This window comes from Providencia sp. PROV150 (assembly GCF_028481025.1).
Taxonomy (GTDB): Bacteria; Pseudomonadota; Gammaproteobacteria; order Enterobacterales; family Enterobacteriaceae; genus Providencia; species Providencia hangzhouensis.
On sequence record NZ_JAMPPJ010000010.1, the window covers coordinates 41719 to 63732 of the forward strand.

General features: G+C 41.5%; 18 protein-coding genes. 12 read left to right on the forward strand and 6 right to left on the reverse strand.

What is annotated here, in order from left to right; translation table 11 throughout:
- The first annotated feature begins 19 nt into the window (after positions 1-19).
- The 7 genes from PSE83_RS08430 (at position 20) to PSE83_RS08460 (ending at position 7828) form a co-directional block, all read left to right on the forward strand.
- Positions 20-349 (forward strand): YbaB/EbfC family nucleoid-associated protein, encoded by a 330-nt coding sequence (locus tag PSE83_RS08430; RefSeq protein WP_004260403.1) that lies wholly within the window; start codon positions 20-22, stop codon positions 347-349.
- Positions 349-948, forward strand: a complete 600-nt coding sequence (gene recR / locus PSE83_RS08435) for a recombination mediator RecR (protein WP_004260396.1) — start codon at positions 349-351, stop codon at positions 946-948. The genes PSE83_RS08430 and recR overlap by 1 nt, the downstream gene beginning before the upstream one ends.
- A gap of 362 nt (positions 949-1310) precedes the next feature.
- Positions 1311-3179 (forward strand): molecular chaperone HtpG, encoded by a 1869-nt coding sequence (gene htpG / locus PSE83_RS08440; RefSeq protein ID WP_164561310.1) that lies wholly within the window; start codon positions 1311-1313, stop codon positions 3177-3179.
- Between the two features lie 192 nt (positions 3180-3371).
- Positions 3372-4016: an adenylate kinase gene (gene adk / locus PSE83_RS08445; RefSeq protein ID WP_004260386.1), complete on the forward strand. Its 645-nt coding sequence runs from the start codon at positions 3372-3374 to the stop codon at positions 4014-4016.
- Positions 4017-4197: 181 nt separating this feature from the next.
- Positions 4198-5163: a ferrochelatase gene (gene hemH / locus PSE83_RS08450; RefSeq protein WP_172766868.1), complete on the forward strand. Its 966-nt coding sequence runs from the start codon at positions 4198-4200 to the stop codon at positions 5161-5163.
- A gap of 123 nt (positions 5164-5286) precedes the next feature.
- Positions 5287-6408: an LPS O-antigen length regulator Wzz(fepE) gene (gene wzz(fepE), locus PSE83_RS08455; protein ID WP_036958286.1), complete on the forward strand. Its 1122-nt coding sequence runs from the start codon at positions 5287-5289 to the stop codon at positions 6406-6408.
- Positions 6409-6514: 106 nt separating this feature from the next.
- A complete protein-coding gene (locus PSE83_RS08460; RefSeq protein WP_036958371.1) occupies positions 6515-7828 on the forward strand; it encodes an inosine/guanosine kinase in 1314 nt (437 codons plus the stop codon).
- A gap of 340 nt (positions 7829-8168) precedes the next feature.
- On the opposite strand, the gene eutH is transcribed toward PSE83_RS08460, so the two are convergent.
- Together eutH and PSE83_RS08470 are read right to left on the reverse strand one after the other, a co-directional pair.
- Positions 8169-9419 (reverse strand): ethanolamine utilization protein EutH, encoded by a 1251-nt coding sequence (gene eutH, locus PSE83_RS08465; protein ID WP_004260372.1) that lies wholly within the window; start codon positions 9417-9419, stop codon positions 8169-8171.
- A 22-nt stretch (positions 9420-9441) separates the two neighbouring features.
- Positions 9442-10881 carry an FGGY family carbohydrate kinase gene (locus PSE83_RS08470; RefSeq protein WP_004260369.1) on the reverse strand — a complete coding sequence of 480 codons (1440 nt, stop codon included), beginning with the start codon at positions 10879-10881 and terminating at the stop codon, positions 9442-9444.
- A 241-nt stretch (positions 10882-11122) separates the two neighbouring features.
- Here PSE83_RS08470 and PSE83_RS08475 point away from each other — a divergent pair, with 241 nt between their 5' ends.
- The 4 genes from PSE83_RS08475 (at position 11123) to PSE83_RS08490 (ending at position 15022) form a co-directional block, all read left to right on the forward strand.
- Positions 11123-12523 carry an NAD(P)/FAD-dependent oxidoreductase gene (locus PSE83_RS08475; protein WP_112307158.1) on the forward strand — a complete coding sequence of 467 codons (1401 nt, stop codon included), beginning with the start codon at positions 11123-11125 and terminating at the stop codon, positions 12521-12523.
- Positions 12520-13749 carry an NAD(P)/FAD-dependent oxidoreductase gene (locus tag PSE83_RS08480; protein ID WP_144140451.1) on the forward strand — a complete coding sequence of 410 codons (1230 nt, stop codon included), beginning with the start codon at positions 12520-12522 and terminating at the stop codon, positions 13747-13749. Before PSE83_RS08475 ends, PSE83_RS08480 begins: the two co-directional genes overlap by 4 nt.
- A gap of 35 nt (positions 13750-13784) precedes the next feature.
- Positions 13785-14561 carry a DeoR/GlpR family DNA-binding transcription regulator gene (locus tag PSE83_RS08485; RefSeq protein WP_004260363.1) on the forward strand — a complete coding sequence of 259 codons (777 nt, stop codon included), beginning with the start codon at positions 13785-13787 and terminating at the stop codon, positions 14559-14561.
- Positions 14562-14671: 110 nt separating this feature from the next.
- Entirely contained in the window at positions 14672-15022 is a 351-nt protein-coding gene (locus tag PSE83_RS08490) for a DUF1937 family protein (protein ID WP_144140452.1), read from the forward strand.
- Positions 15023-15130: 108 nt separating this feature from the next.
- On the opposite strand, the gene ybaL is transcribed toward PSE83_RS08490, so the two are convergent.
- Both ybaL and PSE83_RS08500 read right to left on the reverse strand, forming a co-directional pair.
- Positions 15131-16879 (reverse strand): YbaL family putative K(+) efflux transporter, encoded by a 1749-nt coding sequence (ybaL, locus tag PSE83_RS08495; RefSeq protein WP_144140454.1) that lies wholly within the window; start codon positions 16877-16879, stop codon positions 15131-15133.
- A 286-nt stretch (positions 16880-17165) separates the two neighbouring features.
- On the reverse strand, positions 17166-18389 hold the full coding sequence (locus tag PSE83_RS08500; protein WP_181488477.1) for an MFS transporter: 1224 nt from the start codon (positions 18387-18389) through the stop codon (positions 17166-17168).
- Positions 18390-18647: 258 nt separating this feature from the next.
- Here PSE83_RS08500 and ushA point away from each other — a divergent pair, with 258 nt between their 5' ends.
- Entirely contained in the window at positions 18648-20312 is a 1665-nt protein-coding gene (gene ushA, locus PSE83_RS08505; protein ID WP_004913593.1) for a bifunctional UDP-sugar hydrolase/5'-nucleotidase UshA, read from the forward strand.
- 360 nt (positions 20313-20672) lie between these two features.
- On the opposite strand, the gene ybaK is transcribed toward ushA, so the two are convergent.
- Both ybaK and PSE83_RS08515 read right to left on the reverse strand, forming a co-directional pair.
- Positions 20673-21146 (reverse strand): Cys-tRNA(Pro)/Cys-tRNA(Cys) deacylase YbaK, encoded by a 474-nt coding sequence (gene ybaK / locus PSE83_RS08510; RefSeq protein ID WP_144140456.1) that lies wholly within the window; start codon positions 21144-21146, stop codon positions 20673-20675.
- A 21-nt stretch (positions 21147-21167) separates the two neighbouring features.
- Positions 21168-21968: a TraB/GumN family protein gene (locus tag PSE83_RS08515; RefSeq protein WP_144140458.1), complete on the reverse strand. Its 801-nt coding sequence runs from the start codon at positions 21966-21968 to the stop codon at positions 21168-21170.
- Positions 21969-22014 lie beyond the last annotated feature (46 nt).

A 22014-nucleotide genomic window follows, 5' to 3' on the forward strand; every position in this document is an offset into this window, starting at 1 on the left:
TCAGTTGTGAGAGATAACTATGTTTGGTAAAGGTGGATTGGGTAACCTGATGAAACAGGCCCAGCAAATGCAAGATAAAATGCAAAAAGTTCAGGAAGAAATCGCTCAACTAGAAGCTACAGGCGAATCTGGTGCTGGCTTAGTTAAAGTGACGATTAACGGCTCACACAACTGCCGCCGTGTTGAAATTGACCCTAGCTTACTCGAAGACGACAAAGAAATGTTAGAAGACTTGATTGCTGCGGCATTTAATGATGCTGCACGTCGTATCGAAGAAACGCAGAAAGAAAAAATGGCAAGTGTTTCCAGTGGTATGCAATTACCACCAGGCTTTAAGATGCCATTCTAATGCAAACAAGTCCGCTTCTTGAATCTTTGATGGAAGCTCTGCGCTGTCTCCCAGGGGTTGGTCCCAAGTCAGCGCAGCGAATGGCTTTTCATCTTTTACAGCGTGACCGCAGTGGGGGAATGCGTTTAGCGCAATCGCTCACTCGTGCCATGTCTGAAATAGGTCACTGCCGTGATTGCAGAACATTTACAGAACAAGAGGTCTGTAATATCTGCGATAACCCTCGCCGCCAACAAAATGGTTTGATTTGTATTGTTGAAAGCCCAGCAGATATCTATGCAATAGAACAAACCGGGCAATTTTCCGGGCGTTATTTTGTGCTGATGGGGCATTTGTCACCACTTGATGGTATTGGCCCAATGGATATCGGTCTTGATAGACTAGAAGAGCGTTTGGCATCAGAGACTATCAATGAAGTGATTTTAGCAACCAACCCAACGGTTGAAGGTGAAGCGACAGCAAACTATATTGGGCAAATGTGCGCGCAATATGGGGTGGCTGCGAGCCGAATTGCACACGGGGTGCCTGTAGGGGGGGAGCTGGAAATGGTTGATGGAACCACACTTTCTCACTCGTTGGCGGGGCGCCAACGGCTCTAAAGTCCTCGTCATTCTTTGCGCCGTAGCGTTGTTGTCTTCATGCATCAACCCTAGTCACATACTTGTGTATGCTCCCAGGGATTAATGCATTCGACGCCTAGCTACGGCACAAATTATTTAGAGGATGATGGTGAGGTGCTGTTTTTAAAATTTAAAGGCAAACCCCTCAAAGCAAAACCCTTAATTCAAAAATATCCTTCAAGCAAAAGCATCGTAGTCTTCGGTCATTTCCTTTCATTCATATTAATTTAGCTTCTAATTTGTGGTTAGTGGTTGAATTCTATTTTTTCGCCCCCAACTAATCTGCATCGATAAGTCAAACCTATCCAATTAGATTGATGAAATAGAGGCGATTAATGAGTATGAAAGGACAGGAAACTCGTGGTTTCCAATCAGAAGTTAAACAACTCCTCCAATTAATGATCCACTCTCTTTATTCAAATAAAGAGATTTTCTTACGTGAATTGATCTCCAACGCATCAGATGCGGCGGATAAACTGCGTTTTCGTGCATTATCTAAACCAGAACTGTATGAAAACGATGGTGACCTGCGCGTGCGTATTAGTGCCGATAAAGACAAAGGTACATTGACCATCAGTGATAACGGTATCGGTATGAGCCGCGAAGAGGTGATTGAAAACCTTGGAACTATCGCGAAGTCAGGCACAAAAGCATTCTTAGAGTCATTAGGTAGTGACCAAGTCAAAGATAGCCAAATGATTGGTCAATTTGGTGTGGGCTTCTATTCTGCATTTATTGTGGCTGATAAAGTGACTGTACGTAGCCGCGCAGCTGGTGCCCCTGCCGATGAAGGTGTGTTCTGGGAATCTGCTGGTGAAGGTGAATACACCATCGCTGATATTGAAAAAGCGGAGCGCGGCACCGAAATCACTTTGCATTTGCGCGATGATGAAAAGGAATATCTGGATAACTGGCGCTTACGTTCAGTGATTAGCAAATATTCTGACCATATTGCTTTACCAGTTGAAATCGAAGAAAAAAATGAAGAAGACGGTACGGTAACTTGGGAAAAAATTAACCAAGCGAAAGCATTGTGGACTCGTAGCAAATCTGAAATTTCAGACGAAGAATACGCTGAATTCTATAAACATATTTCCCATGACTACGCAGACCCACTAACATGGTCACATAACCGTGTAGAAGGTAAGCAAGAGTATACGAGCTTGCTGTATGTGCCGTCTAAAGCGCCATTTGACCTATGGAATCGTGACCAACAGCACGGCTTGAAACTCTATGTTCAACGCGTATTTATTATGGATGACGCAGAACAGTTTATGCCTAATTACCTGCGTTTTATTCGTGGGGTGTTGGATTCCAATGATTTACCACTGAACGTGTCTCGTGAAATACTGCAAGACAGCGCATTAACTCGTAGTTTACGCAGCGCATTAACGAAACGTGTTCTGCAAATGCTTGAGAAACTGGCTAAATCTGATACAGAAAAATACCAAACCTTCTGGCAACAATTTGGCTTGGTGATGAAAGAAGGCCCTGCGGAAGATATGGCAAATAGTGAAACTATTGCTAAACTTCTGCGTTTTGCAACAACTCATACCGATAGCAGCGTACAGAACGTATCTTTAGAAGATTATGTAAGCCGCATGGTTGAAGGTCAAGATAAAATCTATTACATCACTGCAGATAGCTATGCAGCGGCGAAAGGCAGCCCACACCTTGAGCTATTCCGTAAAAAAGGTATTGAAGTCCTACTGTTATCTGACCGTATTGATGAATGGATGATGAACTATCTGTCTGAATTCGACGGTAAACAGTTCCAATCCGTGAGCAAAGCAGACGAGTCATTAGATAAGCTAGCGGATGAAAACAAAGCGGAACAAGAGGAAGCGGATAAACAATTAGAGCCATTTGTTGAACGCGTTAAATCATTCCTTGGTGAGCGTGTTAAAGAAGTTAAACTCACACATCGCTTAACGGATACGCCTGCCATTGTTACGACAGATGCGGATGAAATGAGTACACAAATGGCAAAACTGTTTGCAGCAGCAGGGCAAGCCGCGCCAGAAGTAAAATATAACTTCGAATTGAACCCAACACATCCATTGGTGAAAAAAGCCGCAGAAGTGTCAGATGAATCTGTGTTTGCTGATTGGGTAGATGTATTGTTGGATCAAGCATTATTAGCAGAACGTGGTACATTGGAAGATCCAAACTTATTTATTCGTAAAATCAATGAATTACTTCTAAAGTAATTTAATTTGATATTTTCGATATTGAGCATAAACCGCGCTTTTGCTTGTGCTTTAGCGTGGTTTTTTTCTTTTGCGAAAAAAGATAAATGCGAAATCGTTTACGTGTGTTCTTGAGTAAAGCCGTATGCTAATGGTATGGTAGCTTGTTTTCTTTTCAAATTATAAAAATCTAAATAGCAAGGGGTTTACGCAATGCGTATCATTCTGCTTGGCGCTCCAGGCGCTGGTAAGGGCACTCAAGCTCAATTTATTATGGAAAAGTTTGGGATCCCTCAAATTTCAACAGGTGACATGTTACGTGCAGCTGTTAAATCAGGGAGCGAACTCGGCTTACAAGCTAAAGAGCTGATGGATAACGGTAAATTAGTTACTGATGAATTAGTTATCGCATTAGTTAAAGAGCGCATCAAACAAGATGACTGCCGCAATGGCTTCTTGTTGGATGGGTTCCCTCGTACAATCCCACAAGCGGACGCGATGAAAGAAGCGGGTATCACGGTTGATAACGTACTGGAATTTGATGTACCAGACGATATCATTGTTGAGCGTATCATTGGTCGTCGTGTACATGCGCCATCAGGCCGTGTTTACCACATCAACTTCAACCCACCAAAGGTTGAAGGCAAAGACGATGTAACAGGTGAAGAATTAACCATCCGTAAAGATGACCAAGAAGACACCGTGCGTAAGCGTCTGGTTGAATATCATGCATTAACTGCACCTTTAATTGCGTACTACCAAAATGAAGCTAAACAAGGTAATACCAAGTACTTCAAATTAGACGGTACTCGTAAAGTGGCAGAAGTTAGTGAAGAACTAGCAAAAATTTTAGGTTAATATTTGTACTTGCCATGCTTTGTGTTGCAGTAATCGTAACTGCAATTCGAATTATTTTAAGTATAAGGTATTATATGGAGGCAGCGATGATCGCTGCCTTTGTTTTTTATACCACTTGGTGACAAAAATCGTTAATTAACTGTGCTAAAGTTGGGAATAATTATCAATTAGGAGTTGTTTCATGTCAGAAAAAAAATACGGCATTTTGTTAGCTAACCTAGGAACCCCTGATGCCCCAACGACCTCAGCAGTGAAACGCTATTTAGCTGAATTTCTTAGCGATAAACGCGTTATAGATGTCCCCCGCTTGATTTGGAAGCCGATTTTACATGGGGCGATTTTACCTCTTCGTTCTTCTAAAGTGGCGAAGTTATACCAATCTATTTGGTTAGACGGGGGATCGCCATTATTGGTTTACTCTTTACGTCAAAAACAAAAATTAGCTGAGCTATTACCTAATATTGCCGTAGAGATAGGTATGAGCTATGGTTCGCCTTCAATCAAAAGTGCGGTGGATAGCTTGCTAGACCACGGCGTGACCGATTTAGTGGTTCTTCCACTGTATCCACAGTATTCTTGCACAACAACGGCTGCGGTTTATGATGCATTAACCAGAGCGTTTGAAAGTAGACGTACCATTCCAAGCGTGCAATTCATTCGTAGTTATGCGACACACCCTGCTTATATTCAAGCTTTAGTGGCTTCGATAGAAGAAAGCTTTGCTCTGCATGGTGAACCCGATAGGCTTATATTGTCGTTCCACGGTATTCCACAGCGTTATTGTGATACAGGTGATATCTACCAGCAGGAATGTGAAAAAACGGCAGAGGCGCTCCGTGAAGCGTTAAATTACCCAAGTGATAAAGTCATGCTGACCTATCAGTCACGCTTTGGACGTGAGCCTTGGCTGATGCCATATATGGATAAAACCATGCATGAATTACCCTCCCAAGGCGTAAAGTCGGTTCAGGTCATTTGTCCTGGTTTTTCAGTTGATTGCTTAGAAACATTAGAAGAAATTAGCGAGCAAAATAAAGAGTTTTTTATGAGTAGTGGTGGTAACAAATATAATTATATACCGGCATTAAATGATAATCCGAATAGCATTCATATGATTAATTCAATAATTCAAGATGTTCTAAAGTAATCAATTCAGTAAATTAATGCAGAAAAGTTTGCTTATCGATATATCAATAAGCTGATTATAGACTATAATCACTTATCTGAAATTATAAATGATTGAATAAATGTTATGTCTTTTGGAATTAATATGAGCAATAAGCAGCAGCCACCACAAGGTAATATAGAGCAGAAGTCACCTTCTGCTCATCAATTTCAAATACAGCAAAACGATGAAATTGATTTAATGGCCTTGTTTTCCATTTTGTTAAAACATAAATTTTTGATTCTTATATTTACGGTTGTTTGTATTGTGGTGAGTGTTGGTGTTGTAAAACTATTACCTCAAAAATGGAGCAGTACTGCTATTGTCATTCCTCCTGCATCTGAAGAGCTCAAAGAAGTTAACGCATTTAAAGCTCAACTGGATGTATTAGATATTCCTATTGATTTAAGTGCTCAACGTATTTTTAATTCATTTGTTGACCAGTATCGTTCGAAAGTTAATCAAGAAAGTTATATAAGAAGTACTGATTATTACCATAATCTGGCAGAGAAAATTGACCCGAAAGATGATGTTATTGCTCAACAAAGGCTAGTAAATTCAATCATTTCTAATGATATTAAAATTCAAGATCTCTCAAAAGAGAAAAACAGTACTTCAAATGATATTGTTTTGAGCTTTACTGCACCTTTGCCAACGGAAGCCCAAGATTTACTTGAAGGTTATATTCGCTATAGCGCATCGAAAGTAAGGCAACAGTTAAAAGTTGAAATCGACAATATGATTTCAGAGAAACTTATTTATGCCAGTGAGTCACTAAAACGCGAAGTTAGCAAAATTCAAACTGAATACGATGTTAAGGTTGAAAGGCTTAAACGAGCCGTTGATATTGCAAAAGCAGCTGGAATTGAAAAGCCGATAGCCAGCGATTCTGTTGCTATCAATGATGACCCTGATTACCCTATTGCGTTAGGAACTGAAGCTTTAGAGAAAAAATTACTGATTGAAACCCAAAATCGTGATTTGGCATTGATGAGCGAAAATTTACAGAACCGTAAAATTTACCTTGATAATTTACAAGAAGTAACCGCTAAAGAATTAGATTTTACACCCGTTAAGTTTATTTTAACGCCAGACTTACCGTTGCATAAAGATTCACCAAAATCATCGTTAATTGTTGCATTAAGCGCAATACTCGGTTTAATTTTGAGCTGTGCATTTGTGTTAAGTCGGGAGCTTTATCGCGATTATAAATATCAAAATCAATAAAATAACTTCCAAATGACAAACAATGGGGCCAGTGCCTTCTTTGCAGGTGCTGGCTTTATTTTATCGTGCTAGAATAGGGCGATGTTCCATTGTTAATCTTCTAATTATGAAATTCCCCGGTCAACGCAAGTCAAAACACTATTTCCCTGTTAGTCTCAGAGATCCTTTATTACAGCCTTTAAAAGAAACATTGGCGGATGATGAGAATTGTAAGTCCTATATTGTTGGTATCGACCAAACATTAGTCGATATTGAAGCGAAAGTGGATGACGACTTCATTCAGCGCTATCAATTGAGTAAGGGGCATTCGCTGGTTATTGAAGACGATGTCGCCGAAGCTTTGTATAAAGAACTTACAGATAATGCCTTGATTACTCATGAGTTTGCAGGTGGAACGATTGGCAATACGCTGCACAACTATTCGGTTTTAGCCGATGACAGGTCAGTTTTATTGGGCACAATGTGCAATAGCATCCAAATTGGTAGCTATGCGTATCGCTATTTGTGTCACACCTCAAGTCGCATGGATTTGAATTTTCTACAAGGTGTGGATGGCCCTATCGGGCGCTGTTTTACCTTGATCACTGAAAATGGCGAGCGAACGTTTGCTATCAGCCCTGGCCATATGAATCGCTTGCACCCAAATAGCATTCCCGAGGACATTATTGCTGGGGCTTCTGCGTTGGTATTAACGGCTTATTTAGTCCGCTGTAAACCCGGAGAAACCATGCCTGATGCGACTATGCAGGCTATTGCATATGCGAAAAAGCACAATGTCCCCGTCGTGTTAACGCTTGGAACTAAATTTGTTATTGCTCAAGACCCTCAGTTTTGGCGTGATTTTTTAGCGGAGCATATTTCAGTAGTTGCAATGAATGAAGACGAAGCGCAGGAACTGACAGGGCTGAGTGACCCATTACTTGCCTCTAATATGGCATTAGACTGGGTAGATTTAGTTTTATGTACGGCGGGCCCATCAGGCCTGTATATGGCAGGCTACACCGAAGACGCCTATAAACGTACGACGCAACATCCACTATTACCGGGGGCAATTGCAGAATTTAACTTGTACGAGTTTAGCCGAGCAATGCGCCAGCAAGATTGCCAAGTTCCATTACGAATTTTCTCTCATATCGAGCCTTATATGGGGGGACCTGAGAAAATAATGAACACAAATGGGGCGGGAGACGGGGCTTTATCGGCATTACTTCACGATATTACCGCCAATTCTTACCACCGTTCTAATGTGCCTAATTCCAGTAAACATGAGCGCCAATACTTAACGTATTCTTCTTTAGCTCAAGTATGTAAATATGCTAATCGTGTAAGTTATCAAGTATTAACTCAGCATTCGCCTCGTTTGACTCGTGGCTTACCTGAAAAAGAAGATAGCTTAGAAGAGTCTTATTGGGAACGTTAAAGCGAAATAATTCTCATTTTAATTAATGATATCGATTTTAAGGCACTTCAATATAATTGTTATTGAGGTGCCTTTCTTTTTGAACAATTATTTTGATGAGTTGTTGTCACTAAATTTTATTAATTAAGGTAATTATTTACCTTCAAATTATGTATCTATAAATAATGTAATGGTTAATGATGACTAATATAGATAACCATATAGTGAGTACAATATTAATAATTGATGAGAGTTTGAGTTAATTTCAGACTAATAAATAAAAGCTGTATGCTACTTTATGAGTATTCATATTTGGCATACAGCTAATTATCTTTAAATATATAAGTATGGTTAATGCTAATTAATGTTGTTTAGCAACAGCGAGTTCACTTTCTTCTTTAACTATTTCGGCTGCTTTTGCATCTTCAGCTTCATAACGCATCGCCTGCGGTACTGAGATTTTAATCGCAATAAATACCGCTAAGAAGCCGCCTACCAACTTACCAAGTAAAATAGGTAAAACGAGAGTGGGTTGGAAGTTAGCGGTGAAAGCAAGATGGTCACCGATGGTTGCCTGTGCACAAACACCGAATGCGACACATAATACTTTATCCCTCGCACGCATTTCTTTGAATAAGTGATAAGTAGCAATAATGTTTGCCATAACCATAATAAATCCTAAAGAACCCGTATCGCTCAGCTTTAAACGGTTACTTAATGCACGTACTAAAGGCTTGCAGTAGCGTTGGAACAGATAACAAATTGGGAATGTCCCCGCTAACATAATACCGATATAGCCTGCAATTTCGATGGCGCGGAATAGCTCATTTTGGTCAGCAAATAGCGGGTCGAAGCCCCATGCGCCGAAAACTTTAGTGAATACACCAGTAAAGTGTTCAACAATGGAAAACGCTAAGACTAATTTGACGAATGCATCCATGATTTTACCGAAAATCAGGAAGCCGGTTACCATTAACATCGGGCGATATTTTAGCCCAGCAGCCAATAAGAAACAGAATACAAACAGCGGCATCAAGTATTGCAACATGGTAAAGAAATCTAAGGTTAATTGATGTGCTGCCGGTGAGTTCGTGGAAATAATATCCCTGACAGGAATATTATTGAATGTAATCAACAGAAGCGAAGCGAGTACGCCAAATGGTATTGAGATCAACCCAGCCATTGCACCAAGCGCAAGATACTTATGATCTTTGCGATTTAACATTGTTAACCCTACAGGGATCAGGTAAACAATGGTGGCACCCGAGGTATAACCGATCAGCATTGCCGTGATCCACATATCTCGATTAGTTGTCAAAGCATCAGCTAGCTGGTAACCGCCCATATCAACCGCAATAATTGATAAAGCTGCAATGGAGACGTCTGATCCGACTGAAGAAAAGACGGGACCAAGGATGTAAGAGATTAACTGTGAGAGCAGCGGCACTGCGGCCATGATCCCCGCTTGAGCAAGAAATACAGGGCCGATAGAAAAGATCCCGTTAACAAACTCTTTCCCAAGTTCACTGGTTGGTTTCACTATGGATGCGACTGCGCCAATGATGGCTCCGCACATGATCAAATAAATAATATAATTTCCGAATTCAGCCATGGTAGGGTTTCCTTTTATTATTTTAGTGTCTTAATTGGCGAGAACGGGCAATGATGTCGCGATATTGTTCCATCACACCTTGCATATTCGTTCCATCAGGATGTGTCACAGTAGCGTTGCGTCTTACCGCCATTTCGTGAGTGATCCCTATGCCTTTGCGAGCCAATAAGGCAGCGCCTAGTGCGGTTACTTCACGGTTTGCTGGTGCTTCAATGTCTTTTTGTAATAAATTAGCTAAAAATTGCTTAAAATATTGATTTGAAGAAAGCCCTCCATCGACTGAGATTGATTGGCCTAGCGGTGAAATTTTTTCCATTGCAAAAATAACTTCAGCGGAGCGTGCTGCTATACCTTCCAAGACAGACTGCATCATGTCTTTTTTGTCAGTATCTAATGAAAGCCCAGCCCAGAGACCTGCGGCACTGCGATCCCAGTATGGGCACCCTAAACCAGATAACGCTGGGACAAAGGCAAGACCACGTTTAATGGCGGATTCAGCCCTGAAATCACCCAGTTCATCGAATGAGTCAAACAAACCGATTTTGCGAGCCCAATTAATGGCAGATGCTGCGTTGTATACGCCACCATCTAAGCCAAAGACAGGGGGTTGGTTGGGAAACTTCCAACAGAGTGTCGGTAATAAACCACTGTTATGAGTTTGTGGAATATCGGTGCCAGTAAGTGCTTGCAAGAACGCGCCTGTGCCGAAGGTGATTTTGGCATCACCTTTTTCACGACAACCATGGCCGAATGTGCCAGCAAATTGGTCAACAATAATGGCGGTGACTGGGGTGAGGTGCCCATCAAGATTTATTGCGCCAAAGTCACCAATGTTGTCTTTAATAGGCGGCAAGCAATGGATGGGAACACCAAAAATGTCACATAGCTCTTGGTCCCACTCCAAGGTATGAATATTGAGTAATGAAGTTCGAGACGCTGAGTTGTAGTCGGTGACAAATACGCCACATAAGCGGTCGAGGAAGAATGCATCCATCGTACCAATGCGTAATTTATTTTTATCCGCTAATGTTTTCGCACCGACGACATTTTCAATAATCCAACCCATTTTGCTGGCGGAAAAATAAGGGTCTAGCGGTAAGCCTGACTTAGACTGTACCAGCGGCTCTAACCCTGCTTCCTTGAGCATTGAGATAGTTTTTTCTGTCCGTAAGTCTTGCCAAACAATAGCATTGTATAAAGGGCGCTTGCTGTCCGCATCCCACGCCACAATACTTTCGCCTTGATGGCAAAGTCCAATAGCATCAACCACTTCACAGCTATGTAAGCATTTAATGATATTGGCCAGTATTTCCTCTGGGTCATGTTCAACCCAACCACTATTCAATGTGATTTGTTTATGAGGAATGCTCATAGGGGAGTGATAATGGCCGCCTTCTTCAAAGACAACGACCCGGGTTCCCGTTGTTCCCTGATCGATAGCCGCATAACGTTGATTGAGCATCACAGTATTCCCAGTGTTATAAATGTTGTAAATAGGTCTGTTTTTTTGCTTACTATCGTTTAATCGGAAATAAAATCCACAAAAAACTCACAGTAAGTTTCACTAATGTGACAAAAATCACAATAAAGTAACAATGTGAGTAATTTTTTGGTTGTTGTTGTGCTTTGTGTTGTTTTAATTATTGTGGTTGTGGGAATTATGTGGTTTTATGTGTGCAAGTTTTAAGTTAAGGATCTCAGCCATGGATATTAATAATAAAAAAATTTGGGATGTCATTGTCATCGGCGGTGGTGTCATTGGCTGTGCTGTGACACGTAAATTCACACTGATGGGTGCCAATACGTTGTTACTTGAACGTGGAGGTGACATCCTTTCGGGAGCAAGTAAGGCAAATAGTGCGCTATTACACACAGGTTTTGACGCCACACCAGGGAGTCTAGAACTTGAGTGCATGCAAGAGGGGTATCGTGAATTCATTGAAATCAGAGAAAAAATGAATTTACCTCTTCTTGAAACAGGGGCATTAGTGGTTGCATGGAATGATGAGCAGCTTAGTAAATTGCCTGCGATAGTAGAGCAAGCACACACTAACAATGTATTAGATGTGGCAATTATTGATAAAGAAGAACTCTATCGCAGAGAACCTCATCTAGCACCGGGAGCACTCGCGGCTGTTTCTGTGCCAGGTGAAGCGGTTATTGACCCATGGAGTACACCACTTTCGTATTTAACCCAAGCGGTGAAACATGGGGCTGAATACCGTTTTCATTGTGAGGTAAGCGGTGGAGCACTCAATGATAGAATATGGCGATTAACCACATCAAAAGGTGAGTTTTCTGCCCGTTTGGTCATTAATTGTGCGGGAATTAATGGCGACATTGTTGAATCAATTTGCCACCCATCACCGTTCCAAATAAAGCCACGTAAAGGGCAGTTTCTCGTCTATGATAAAGCCGCAGCAGCGGATATCAATGCAATTATCCTACCTGTTCCGACCGCTATCACAAAAGGCGTACTGTTATCAAAAACTATCTTCGGCAACCTTTTGCTTGGCCCAACAGCGGAAGAACAAGATGACCGTTGGAAAGCTGAGGTAAAACAAGAAGTCCTTGAAGACTTAATTGCCCAAGGTTCACGTATGTTACCTTCATTGCATAATTACAGTGTGACCGCAACCTATGCGGGGTTACGTCCTGCTACAGAAGAAAAATATTACCGCATTAATGATTACCCTGAAAAGCAGTGGATCTGTGCGGGGGGAATTCGTTCAACAGGCCTAACTTCAGCTTTAGGGGTGGCTAGTTATCTTGGTAAATTGTATCAAGAAAACTTCACACCACTTTTTGAATTATCACCGCCAGAAGCGCTAATTTGGCCAACCATGCCAATGATTTCTGAATATCACCAACGGGATTACCAATGCAAAAGTAATGGCGGTATTGTTTGCCATTGTGAATTAGTAACTCAGCGGGAGATTGAAGCCGCATTTGATTCGGATATTCCTCCTGAGTGTTTAGGTGCTTTACGCCGCAGAACACGAGTGATGATGGGGCGCTGTAATGGGTTTTATTGTAGTAGTCAGGTGGCTGAAATTATTAATGGTCGCTTCGACCACACACTGGCAGTGGAGGCCGTAAAATGAGTTTAAATTATGATGTGATTATCATTGGCTCTGGCCCTACTGGTGTTGCGGCAGCGCAGGCGTTACGCCGTCGTGGTGTTCAAAATATCGCTATTATTGAACGTGAAGCACAGGCGGGAGGCGTTCCGCGTCACTGCCAGCACCCTACATTTGGCATATTAGCCTTTAAACGGCCGATGAAAGGCAATCAATTTGCAGAAAAAATTGTCAATCAACTGGGAAACACGCCAATTTTCACCCGTAGTACCGTGACTGCGTTACAACCTAATGGAAAATTAACCGTTTCAACGCCAGAAGGCCTTGTTGAAATGCAAGCTAAACGAGTATTGATAGCGACGGGGGTAAGAGAGACACCTCGACACCCGCGCTTAGTTTCAGGTTTGCGCCCTCAAGGGGTATTAACAGCCGGGGCATTACAGCAATTTGTTTATTTAAACGGTAAGAAGCCTTGCCGTAATCCAGTGATTGTAGGCAGTGAATTAGTGAGTTTTTCTGCACTATGGACACTAAAAAACGCCGGTGTTAAAGCCCAAGCGATGATTGAAAGTGGCGAGCGGATTTTAGCGTTTAAGCCCGCGACGTTATTTGCCAAAGCGATGGGAACCCCCGTTTATTTGAATAGTAAAATTACTGAAATTGGCGGCTTAGATCGCGTGGAATATGTGGTTGTTGAAACCAAAGGTAAAAGCCACAAAATTATGTGTGATTCGGTCATTTTTACGGGGCAATTTGTCGGTGAAAACACGTTAATCCGTAAAAGCCATTTGGGGTTTGATTCGGAGACAGGAAAACCGGTAACAGACCAATATGGGCGTTGTTCAGATGCCAGTTACTATGCTGCTGGTAATATGTTGCATCCAGCCGATATGGGCGACCAATGCTATCAAGAAGGATTGGTGACAGGAGAGCGGATTGCTGACGATTTATTAGCGAATCATCATCAGCAGCAATTAAAAGTGGCCCAATGTATTCCTGTGCAGTATGACCCGAAAATTTGTTTTAGTGTTCCAGCATGTATAGATATTGATGATTTATCGGTGCGACAGATTGATTTTAATATCAAAGTTACACAACCAGTAAGCGGAACCATCCGTGTTATGGCAGGGAATACTCTGTTATATGAAAAACGGCATCGCTGCTTACCAACCCGACGTATTTTACTGAAAAATATTGATTTAACAAAAATACAACGGGGAGCTACTGAAATTAGCATCACTGTTGTATAGTGCTGGAAAGTTAAATGGTTAAGAAGGATTAAACTATGTGTGAGGGACGTTCCTCAAAAGTACGTCATCAAACCATCATTGAGTTACTTTCTACTCAAGGGCAGGTTTACGTACAGGAGCTTGCTAAACATTTTAATGTCGCGCAAGAAACTATCCGTCGTGACCTTAGTAAACTTGAAACACAAAAGTTACTAAAAAAAGTCCATGGTGGAGCCGTAAACATTCAGTCAAAATTTGAACGTAATTTTACGGAAAGAGCCCAAGCCGCGGTTGATGAGAAAAAAGCGATTGCAGCGAAAGCCGCGGAGCTGATTAAACCCGGAGACACATTGTTTATCGATTTTGGCACGACGACCTTTGAATTTAGCCAAAGAATCAAGTTGATTGATAATTTAACGGTTATTACGAATTCGCCTTTATTGGCAAATACGTTACAAGAAAACGTAACTATCGAAACAATTTTGATTGGTGGGCAATTTAACGCCGCACAAAACGCATGCTTAGGTGCTATTGCGCTAAAAAATATTGCTGAGTTTTTTGCAGATTACGCAGTGATTGGGGCAGGGGCGATACATGCATTGCATGGTGTGATGGATCAGCACGTCGATGAAGCCGCAATTGCGCAAAAGATGATGGAAAACAGCGATAAATTAATGGTGTTAGCGGATGGCACAAAGGCTAATAAGCATGCGATTAATTTTGTGACGAGTTGGGACAATATTGATTATTTGGTGACAACCAGCAAAGAATTTAAATTACCTGAGAATAAAAAACATCCTAAAACGAAAATTATTGTTGCGGATGTTGAATAAGCTTTAATTTTCATCATTCAATTATAAACACACCCTATGAAATATATTTAATTATTTTTCATAGGGTTACTTTACCCAAAATTTGATTAACGCCAATACTAGGAATGATTATGAGCCTCTATTTTATTGCTTGCCCTTATTCAGACCCCGACAGCAGTGTCGTAGAAATGCGCTTTGCTGAATGTACTAAATTTGCGGCAGAACTTGCGCTTAAAGGTATCGCTACTTATAGCCAAATCACGATGACCCATCCAATTAACCAATACTTGGCCTCACAAGGGCTAAAAGTCGCATGGTCTTCTATTGATATGGAATTTCTAAAGCGCTGTGATGGTTTAATTGTGCTGACATTGCCAGGCTGGGAAAAGAGCGGTGGTGTTGCAGCGGAAATTCAGTTTTTTAAAGACCAAGGGTTGCCGGTTTGGACAGGGGATGAGTTCAAAGTACAAATGGCAGAATAACGCTTATTTATAGTTATCTTGATGATCCATGACGTTTTATCGTCATGGATTTTTTGTGCACAAAAAAGCCGTAACCCAAAGGCTACGGCTTTAAAGATAGGGCGGTGTTTAGTGGCCAGGTTTTAGATATTCATCTAAGTTTTTGCCTTCAACTTTTTTATTGTCATTATCAATAAAATCATCGATTGAACAACCGAACTCTTCCACATCATTGCACATGAGCGTCGCCATGGATTTAGCAATCTCATGTTCACCAATAATGATATGGTCTGCTCCACGCTCTTTGATAAAGCTGACTTCATCATCATAATGGGCACGAACAATCACAGTGACATCTGGGTTCATTTCTTTTGCGGTTGCGACAATTTCACCGGCTTCATAACCATTAGGGATTGTTAAAAGCAATGTTTTGGCACATTCAATACGCGCAAGGCTAATGATATCTTTATTTGCGCCATTACCTAAAATTGCACTAAAGCCATTTTCAGCAAGTTCTTCAAACCGAGCGCGGGTATCTTCAACAACAACAACCGGAATTTCCCTTCTACGCAGTTTGTCTGCAAGCATACCACCTACTCGACCATAACCGACAATGATTGCGTGGCCGCAGATATCGACAGGAACTTGGGTTTCTTCTTCCAGAGTCTCTTCCAGCAGTTGTTCTTCGATTGTCTCGGTTTTTTCAAGGTACTTATCTAATAAGCTAAATAACACAGGATTTAGCATGATCGAGACAATTGCGCCTGCTAATACCAAGTTTTGTGCATCTTTATCCATGACGCCTAGGGTTAAACCCATACCGGCTAAGATAAATGCAAACTCACCAATTTGTGCAAGACTAACAGAAATGGTTAATGCAGTTCGTCGTGAATGACCAAACATCCTAACAAGTACTAAGGCGGCTGCGGATTTACCAATAATGATAATGGCGAGAACGGCTAAAATCCCTAGCGGTTGCTCAATTAATACCACTGGGTCGAACAGCATCCCAACTGAGACAAAGAACAGGACGGCAAAGGCATCGCGTAATGGCAGCGTGTCTTGTGCAGCACGGTGGCTGAGCTCAGACTCATTTAATACCATCCCTGCGAAGAACGCACCGAGGGCAAATGAGGCATCGAAAATAGCCACAGCGGCATAGGCAATACCCAATGCAAGTGCTAGTACGGCAAGAGTAAACAGTTCACGAGAACCTGTTGACGCGGTACGTGATAAAATCCATGGGATAACTTTACGCCCCACGACAATCATAATAAATATGAATAGAACAACTTTACCTATTGTCCATGCAAGGCCTAATGTGAGCTCACTGAAGCTAGCGTCATCGGTATTCATGATAGCCGCAGCAGCAGGCAGAAGAACAAGTGTTAAGACCATGGCGAGGTCTTCAACAATCAGCCAGCCTATAGCAATTTGCCCACGCTGACTTTCAATCAGTTGGCGTTCTTCTAAAGCACGTAGTAATACGACGGTACTGGCGGTTGATAAACATAGGCCGAATACAACACCTGTAAATATTCCCCAGCCAAATAACATGGACAGGCCAAGACCCAGTAAGGTTGCTACTGCGATTTGTGCAATGGCTCCAGGAATGGCGATAGCTTTAACAGCAAGTAAATCTTTTAATGAAAAATGTAGGCCTACCCCAAACATCAGTAAGATAACACCGATTTCAGCAAGTTCAGGCGCCAGTGCTGCATCAGCAACAAAGCCGGGGGTAAATGGGCCTGCGAGAACACCGGCCGCAAGATAGCCAACTAAAGGGGAAATTTTTAATCGCTGCGCGATCATACCTAACAAATATGCAAGGGCGAGACCACCAACAATGGTTGTGATTAAGGGCGTTGAATGCTCCATTTAGTCTCCTCTGGTGAATATAAAAATAGAAAGGTGGGTACATGCCGTTGACTTTTAAAATGAGGCCTTCATTTTAAAATGCAAATTGCATGTTTTTATATTCTAACTTTTTTTGAGATAAATTTCCTTAAAAAAATGAAATGTTTTTAAAAAAAAGACAGGTTAAAGGAGCTAAATCGTTACAAGCTGTGTGTTTGTGAGATTTTTATCTGAAATTAATCTGAATTATGGAAGGAAAGACCCATACTTATTTTTAGGTAAGTATGGGTAAAATAAGAAAATAAATCTATTTTTTGCCAATATTTGGCAGCAATACTGTAAAAATCCCAAGTAAGGGTAAGAAAGCACAATAATGATAAACTTGTTCAATACTGGTCTGGTCTGCGATATGGCCTAAAACGGCAGCGCCAACGCCCCCCATGCCGAATGCTAACCCAAAGAACAACCCTGATACCATGCCTGTTTTACCAGGGATCAGCTCTTGTGCGTAGACTAAAATAGCCGAAAATGCAGAGGCTAAAATCATACCAATAATTACGGTAAGCACCCCAGTCCAATAAAGAGATGCATAGGGTAAAATTAAGGTAAATGGCGCAACTCCAAGGATTGAGAACCAAATAACGTATTTACGTCCTATTTTGTCACCTATTGGCCCACCAATCATAGTACCTGCGGCAACGGCAAATAAGAAAACAAACAAATGAATCTGAGCATTTTGTACAGAAACACCGAACTTATCGATCAAATAAAAGGTGTAATAGCTACTGATACTTGCCAAATAGAAATATTTTGAAAAAATCAGAATTAACAGTACTGCCAAAGAGCCAATAATTGTTTTTCGTGGTAGGACTCTAACATTCCCTGCACTGATCGGCTTTTTACTTGCTGCGCGGTGTTGTTGTTTGTACCAGCTACTGACTTGCAACAAAATAACAATTGCAAGCAAAGCTGCGAGCGAGAACCAGCCAATATTGCCTTTTCCGTAGGGTTCAATAATTAGTGCTGCAAGTAGTGGCCCAAGGGAGGCGCCCAAGTTGCCTCCGACTTGGAAAAATGATTGTGCCAGACCATGACGACCCCCTGAAGCCATACGAGCAACACGAGAAGATTCAGGATGGAAGACAGAAGAACCAGTTCCAACCAATGCTGCTGCAAGTAATATGGTCGGGAAGGTTTCTGCCATCGCTAACAAGATTAACCCCGTTAGCGTGAAGCTCATTCCTATTGGCAAGGAATAAGGTTGTGGATGTTTGTCCGTATAGTAGCCAATAATCGGTTGCAACAGTGATGCGGTAATCTGATAAGTAAGGGTAATCATCCCGATTTGGGCAAAACTCAATGAGAAATCAGATTGTAATAAAGGATAAATGGCTAAGATCAGTGACTGGATCATGTCATTGAGTAAATGAGAAACACTGATCGCAGTTAGGATACTAAAGACCGTTTTCCCTGTTTTATTTAATGGCTTTGACGGGCTTGGGTTGTTGGGGGTTGTGGTTTGCTCACTCATGTCATTATCAACTTTTTGTGTTACATAATTGTTATTAATATAACTGAAATACAATTTATTTAAATGAATAAATAAATCACGTGAATAACTAGTGCTCGTTAATTATTTGATGGCGATCTCATTTTTATGAAACGAATTTCTTATTCTGCAATAGGTATCAAATCCTGCTCATATTTTTATGCTATAAGACAGCAGGTAGTGACAAACTATAATCTAATATGACTGTATAAAAATTCCTATACCAGCAGGGAGAAATGTATGAAGTTTGCATTTAAGGCATGCGCATTAACGGTATCGTTAGCGTTAATACCCGCAACTATGGCAAATGCGTGGGAAAAAGACAAAACATACAATATTACCATTTTGCATACCAATGACCATCATGGCCACTTTTGGCACAACGACCACGGTGAATATGGTTTAGCAGCGCAAAAAACGGTAGTTGATGAAATTCGTGACGAAGTTGCTAAGCAAGGTGGCAGTGTTTTACTGCTCTCTGGTGGCGATATTAATACCGGTGTACCAGAGTCTGATTTACAAGATGCAGAACCTGATTTTAAAGGAATGAACTTAGTCGGTTACGATGCAATGGCATTAGGAAACCACGAGTTTGATAACCCACTTGAGACGCTGCGTCAGCAAGAAAAATGGGCAACCTTTCCGTTTTTATCCGCCAATATTTATCAAAGCAGTACAGGTAAACGCCTTTTCAAACCTTACCAAATCTTTGATAAACAAGGTGTAAAAATTGCGGTTATGGGTTTAACCACTGACGACACCGTGCGTATTGGTAACCCTGCCAACTTCCCTGATGTCGAATTCCGTGTGCCTGCGGACGAAGCCAAAAAAGTGGTTGAAGAGCTCCGTGCGACAGAAAAACCAGACATTATCATCGCCGCAACCCATATGGGGCATTATGATGATGGCAACCATGGTTCGAATGCCCCGGGCGATGTAGAAATGGCACGCAGCTTACCCGCTGGTTATTTAGATATGATAGTGGGTGGTCACTCACAAGACCCTGTTTGTATGTCTCAAGAAAAGAAAAACTACAAACAGGAAGACTATGTACCCGGTACACCGTGTGCGCCAGATAACCAAAATGGAACTTGGATTGTGCAAGCCCATGAATGGGGTAAATATGTTGGCCGTGCGGATTTTGAATTTAAAAACGGTAAGTTTACCCTGAAGCACTACCAGTTAATCCCAATTAACTTGAAGAAAAAAGTGACAAAAGAAGATGGGACTAGCGAGCGAGTTTACTATACGCAAGAAATTGCTCATAACCCTGACATGATGAAATTACTGACACCTTATCAAGAAAAAGGTGACAAGCAATTGAGTGTTAAAGTGGGCTCTGTTGAAGGTAAACTTGAAGGTGATCGCAGTAAAGTGCGTTTTGTGCAAACCAATATGGGGCACCTTCTGTTAGCTGCACAAAAAGAACGCGCAGGGGCTGATTTCGCGATTATGAGCGGTGGCGGTGTTCGTGATTCCATTGAAAGTGGCGATATCACTTATAAAGATGTGCTTAAGGTTCAACCGTTTGCCAATGAGTTAGTTTATGTGGACTTCAAAGGTGATGAAGTTATCCCATACCTGACTGCGGTTGCGAATATGAAACCAGATGCAGGCGCGTATGGTCAGTTCTACAATGTGAATTTAACCCTGAATAAAGATGGCACGATTAGTGATGTCAAAATTGATGGGAAGCCTGTTGACCCGGCCAAAACGTATCGTATGGCAACGTTGAATTTCAATGCAATTGGTGGGGACGGTTACCCGAAAATTGATAACCACCCTAATTATGTTAATACCGGCTTTGTCGATGCGGAAGTGCTCAAAGGGTATATTGAAAAACACTCCCCGCTGAAAGCGGCAGACTATGAGCCAAAAGGTGAGATTATTTATAATAATAAATAATTAAATCATTATTACCTTGAAAGCCTCACCGCTCGCGGTGGGGCTTTTTATCGTCATTATTTAGAGCAAAAAACATGAGCGACTAAATGAGGGCCTTCATAAATATCAAATGAATGATAATTTAATAAATATTTATGAGGCGCATGTTCAACAAGAAAGCGCACAGTTCCTCGGCTTATTTGTCGATTATGGCTATTGCGTAAATGAAACGCTAGCTGGAATATCACACTCCAAGATTCATCGGGTTTGAGGCTGAAACGAGCAACAGCACAGTAAGACCCAATTGCTGGCGGCTGTTGCCTACCGCCTTCTTGAGCCGATAATCATTCAATCGTCGCTGCGATTGTCACGGGTTTAATATCATTTACGTATTTCAGCGAAGGTTGCATTCAGCACTTTGGCGAGATCGGTAGGAGCAAGTTCAATATCTAGCCCACGTTTCCCACCTGAAACAAATATAGTGGCATATTGCTGAGCTTGGTCGTCAATTACTGTTGGTAAGCGCTTTTTTTGACCTAATGGGCTAATTCCCCCAAGCAAATATCCCGTTGTTTTTTGAGCGATTTGTGGGTCCGCCATTTCAACTTTTTTGACCTTAAACACTTTGGCAACCTGTTTTAAATCTAATTGCCCTGAAACAGGTGTTACGGCCACGGCTAACGTTTTTTGATCGCCATTGAGTGCGACTAACAAGGTTTTAAACACTTGCTTGGCATCTAACCCAAGTTTTTGTACTGCTTCATCACCAAAGTTACTTTCATTTGGGTCGTGGTCATAAGGATGTAAAGTGAAGGAAATTTTTTGTTTTTCGAGTAATTTAACGGCTGGGGTCATTTTGAGCCTTCTATTTATGACTTAGTTTCGCAAATATTCTACCAGACTATTTTCACCAAACAGGTGTAACGCACCAACAGCAACCACATAGTTACCATCAGGAAGTGACCTAAGTTGTTCGCTCCAATTCGCGTTTCGTTGCTTCATCAATACTTGGTAAATATCTTCGCTAAAGGTATTGGGTAAAGCGGTACGATTATTGGGTTGGTAGTCTAGCCACCAGCCTATCATCGTTTGTAGCGAGCGCGCGTTTTCACGCCAGTGTTTCAATGAGTCTTGTAATAACGCTAACCCATTATTAGGCAAAGAAAGCAGCAATTCAACTTGAGAGGCGGTTCCTTCTAGTTCAATAATTGGTTTGAGTTGTGATTGCGCATTACGGATAAGTTGGTAGTCAATACCGTAGTGGCCTCTAAGCCCGAGTTCTTGGGCTTGGGTTGCTTGCAAAATCAGGGCGATTTGCCATGAGGGTAAGGCATCAAAGCGTTCGGGGGATTGGTGGAGCTCTAAGCAATATTGTTGAAAAAGGTGATATTCATCAAGAGTGAGTCGTTGTTCGACAGGGAGAAGTTCGGTGGTATCGCTAGGAAATGGGGAGTGAGTTTCAGTGATATCCGCCTCAACGATCAAGGCATCTGCGAGATTAAGTTTATCTAATAATGTGGCAGACAAAGGAAACATATTTTCTGTTCCCATATGGATGCTACCCACAACGTGCAATTTAAGATTTTTTGATAGCCGAATATCAATGGCAGGGTAAGGGTAAGCCGGAGCGGTTTGCGTATGAAGCCAATTTTTTAAATTTTCGAACAGTTTACCCACGATTTCGCCCCTGTGTTATCTCTCATTTTATTAGGTTAAACAATCT

Coding starts and splice junctions, on each gene's coding strand:
- PSE83_RS08430 (WP_004260403.1), top strand. CDS start 20: ATGTTTGGTAAAGGTGGATTGGGTAACCTGATGAAACAGGCCCAGCAA.
- recR (WP_004260396.1), top strand. CDS start 349: ATGCAAACAAGTCCGCTTCTTGAATCTTTGATGGAAGCTCTGCGCTGT.
- htpG (WP_164561310.1), top strand. CDS start 1,311: ATGAAAGGACAGGAAACTCGTGGTTTCCAATCAGAAGTTAAACAACTC.
- adk (WP_004260386.1), top strand. CDS start 3,372: ATGCGTATCATTCTGCTTGGCGCTCCAGGCGCTGGTAAGGGCACTCAA.
- hemH (WP_172766868.1), top strand. CDS start 4,198: ATGTCAGAAAAAAAATACGGCATTTTGTTAGCTAACCTAGGAACCCCT.
- PSE83_RS08460 (WP_036958371.1), top strand. CDS start 6,515: ATGAAATTCCCCGGTCAACGCAAGTCAAAACACTATTTCCCTGTTAGT.
- eutH (WP_004260372.1), bottom strand. CDS start 9,419: ATGGCTGAATTCGGAAATTATATTATTTATTTGATCATGTGCGGAGCC.
- PSE83_RS08470 (WP_004260369.1), bottom strand. CDS start 10,881: ATGCTCAATCAACGTTATGCGGCTATCGATCAGGGAACAACGGGAACC.
- PSE83_RS08475 (WP_112307158.1), top strand. CDS start 11,123: ATGGATATTAATAATAAAAAAATTTGGGATGTCATTGTCATCGGCGGT.
- PSE83_RS08480 (WP_144140451.1), top strand. CDS start 12,520: ATGAGTTTAAATTATGATGTGATTATCATTGGCTCTGGCCCTACTGGT.
- PSE83_RS08485 (WP_004260363.1), top strand. CDS start 13,785: ATGTGTGAGGGACGTTCCTCAAAAGTACGTCATCAAACCATCATTGAG.
- PSE83_RS08490 (WP_144140452.1), top strand. CDS start 14,672: ATGAGCCTCTATTTTATTGCTTGCCCTTATTCAGACCCCGACAGCAGT.
- ybaL (WP_144140454.1), bottom strand. CDS start 16,879: ATGGAGCATTCAACGCCCTTAATCACAACCATTGTTGGTGGTCTCGCC.
- PSE83_RS08500 (WP_181488477.1), bottom strand. CDS start 18,389: ATGAGTGAGCAAACCACAACCCCCAACAACCCAAGCCCGTCAAAGCCA.
- ushA (WP_004913593.1), top strand. CDS start 18,648: ATGAAGTTTGCATTTAAGGCATGCGCATTAACGGTATCGTTAGCGTTA.
- ybaK (WP_144140456.1), bottom strand. CDS start 21,146: ATGACCCCAGCCGTTAAATTACTCGAAAAACAAAAAATTTCCTTCACT.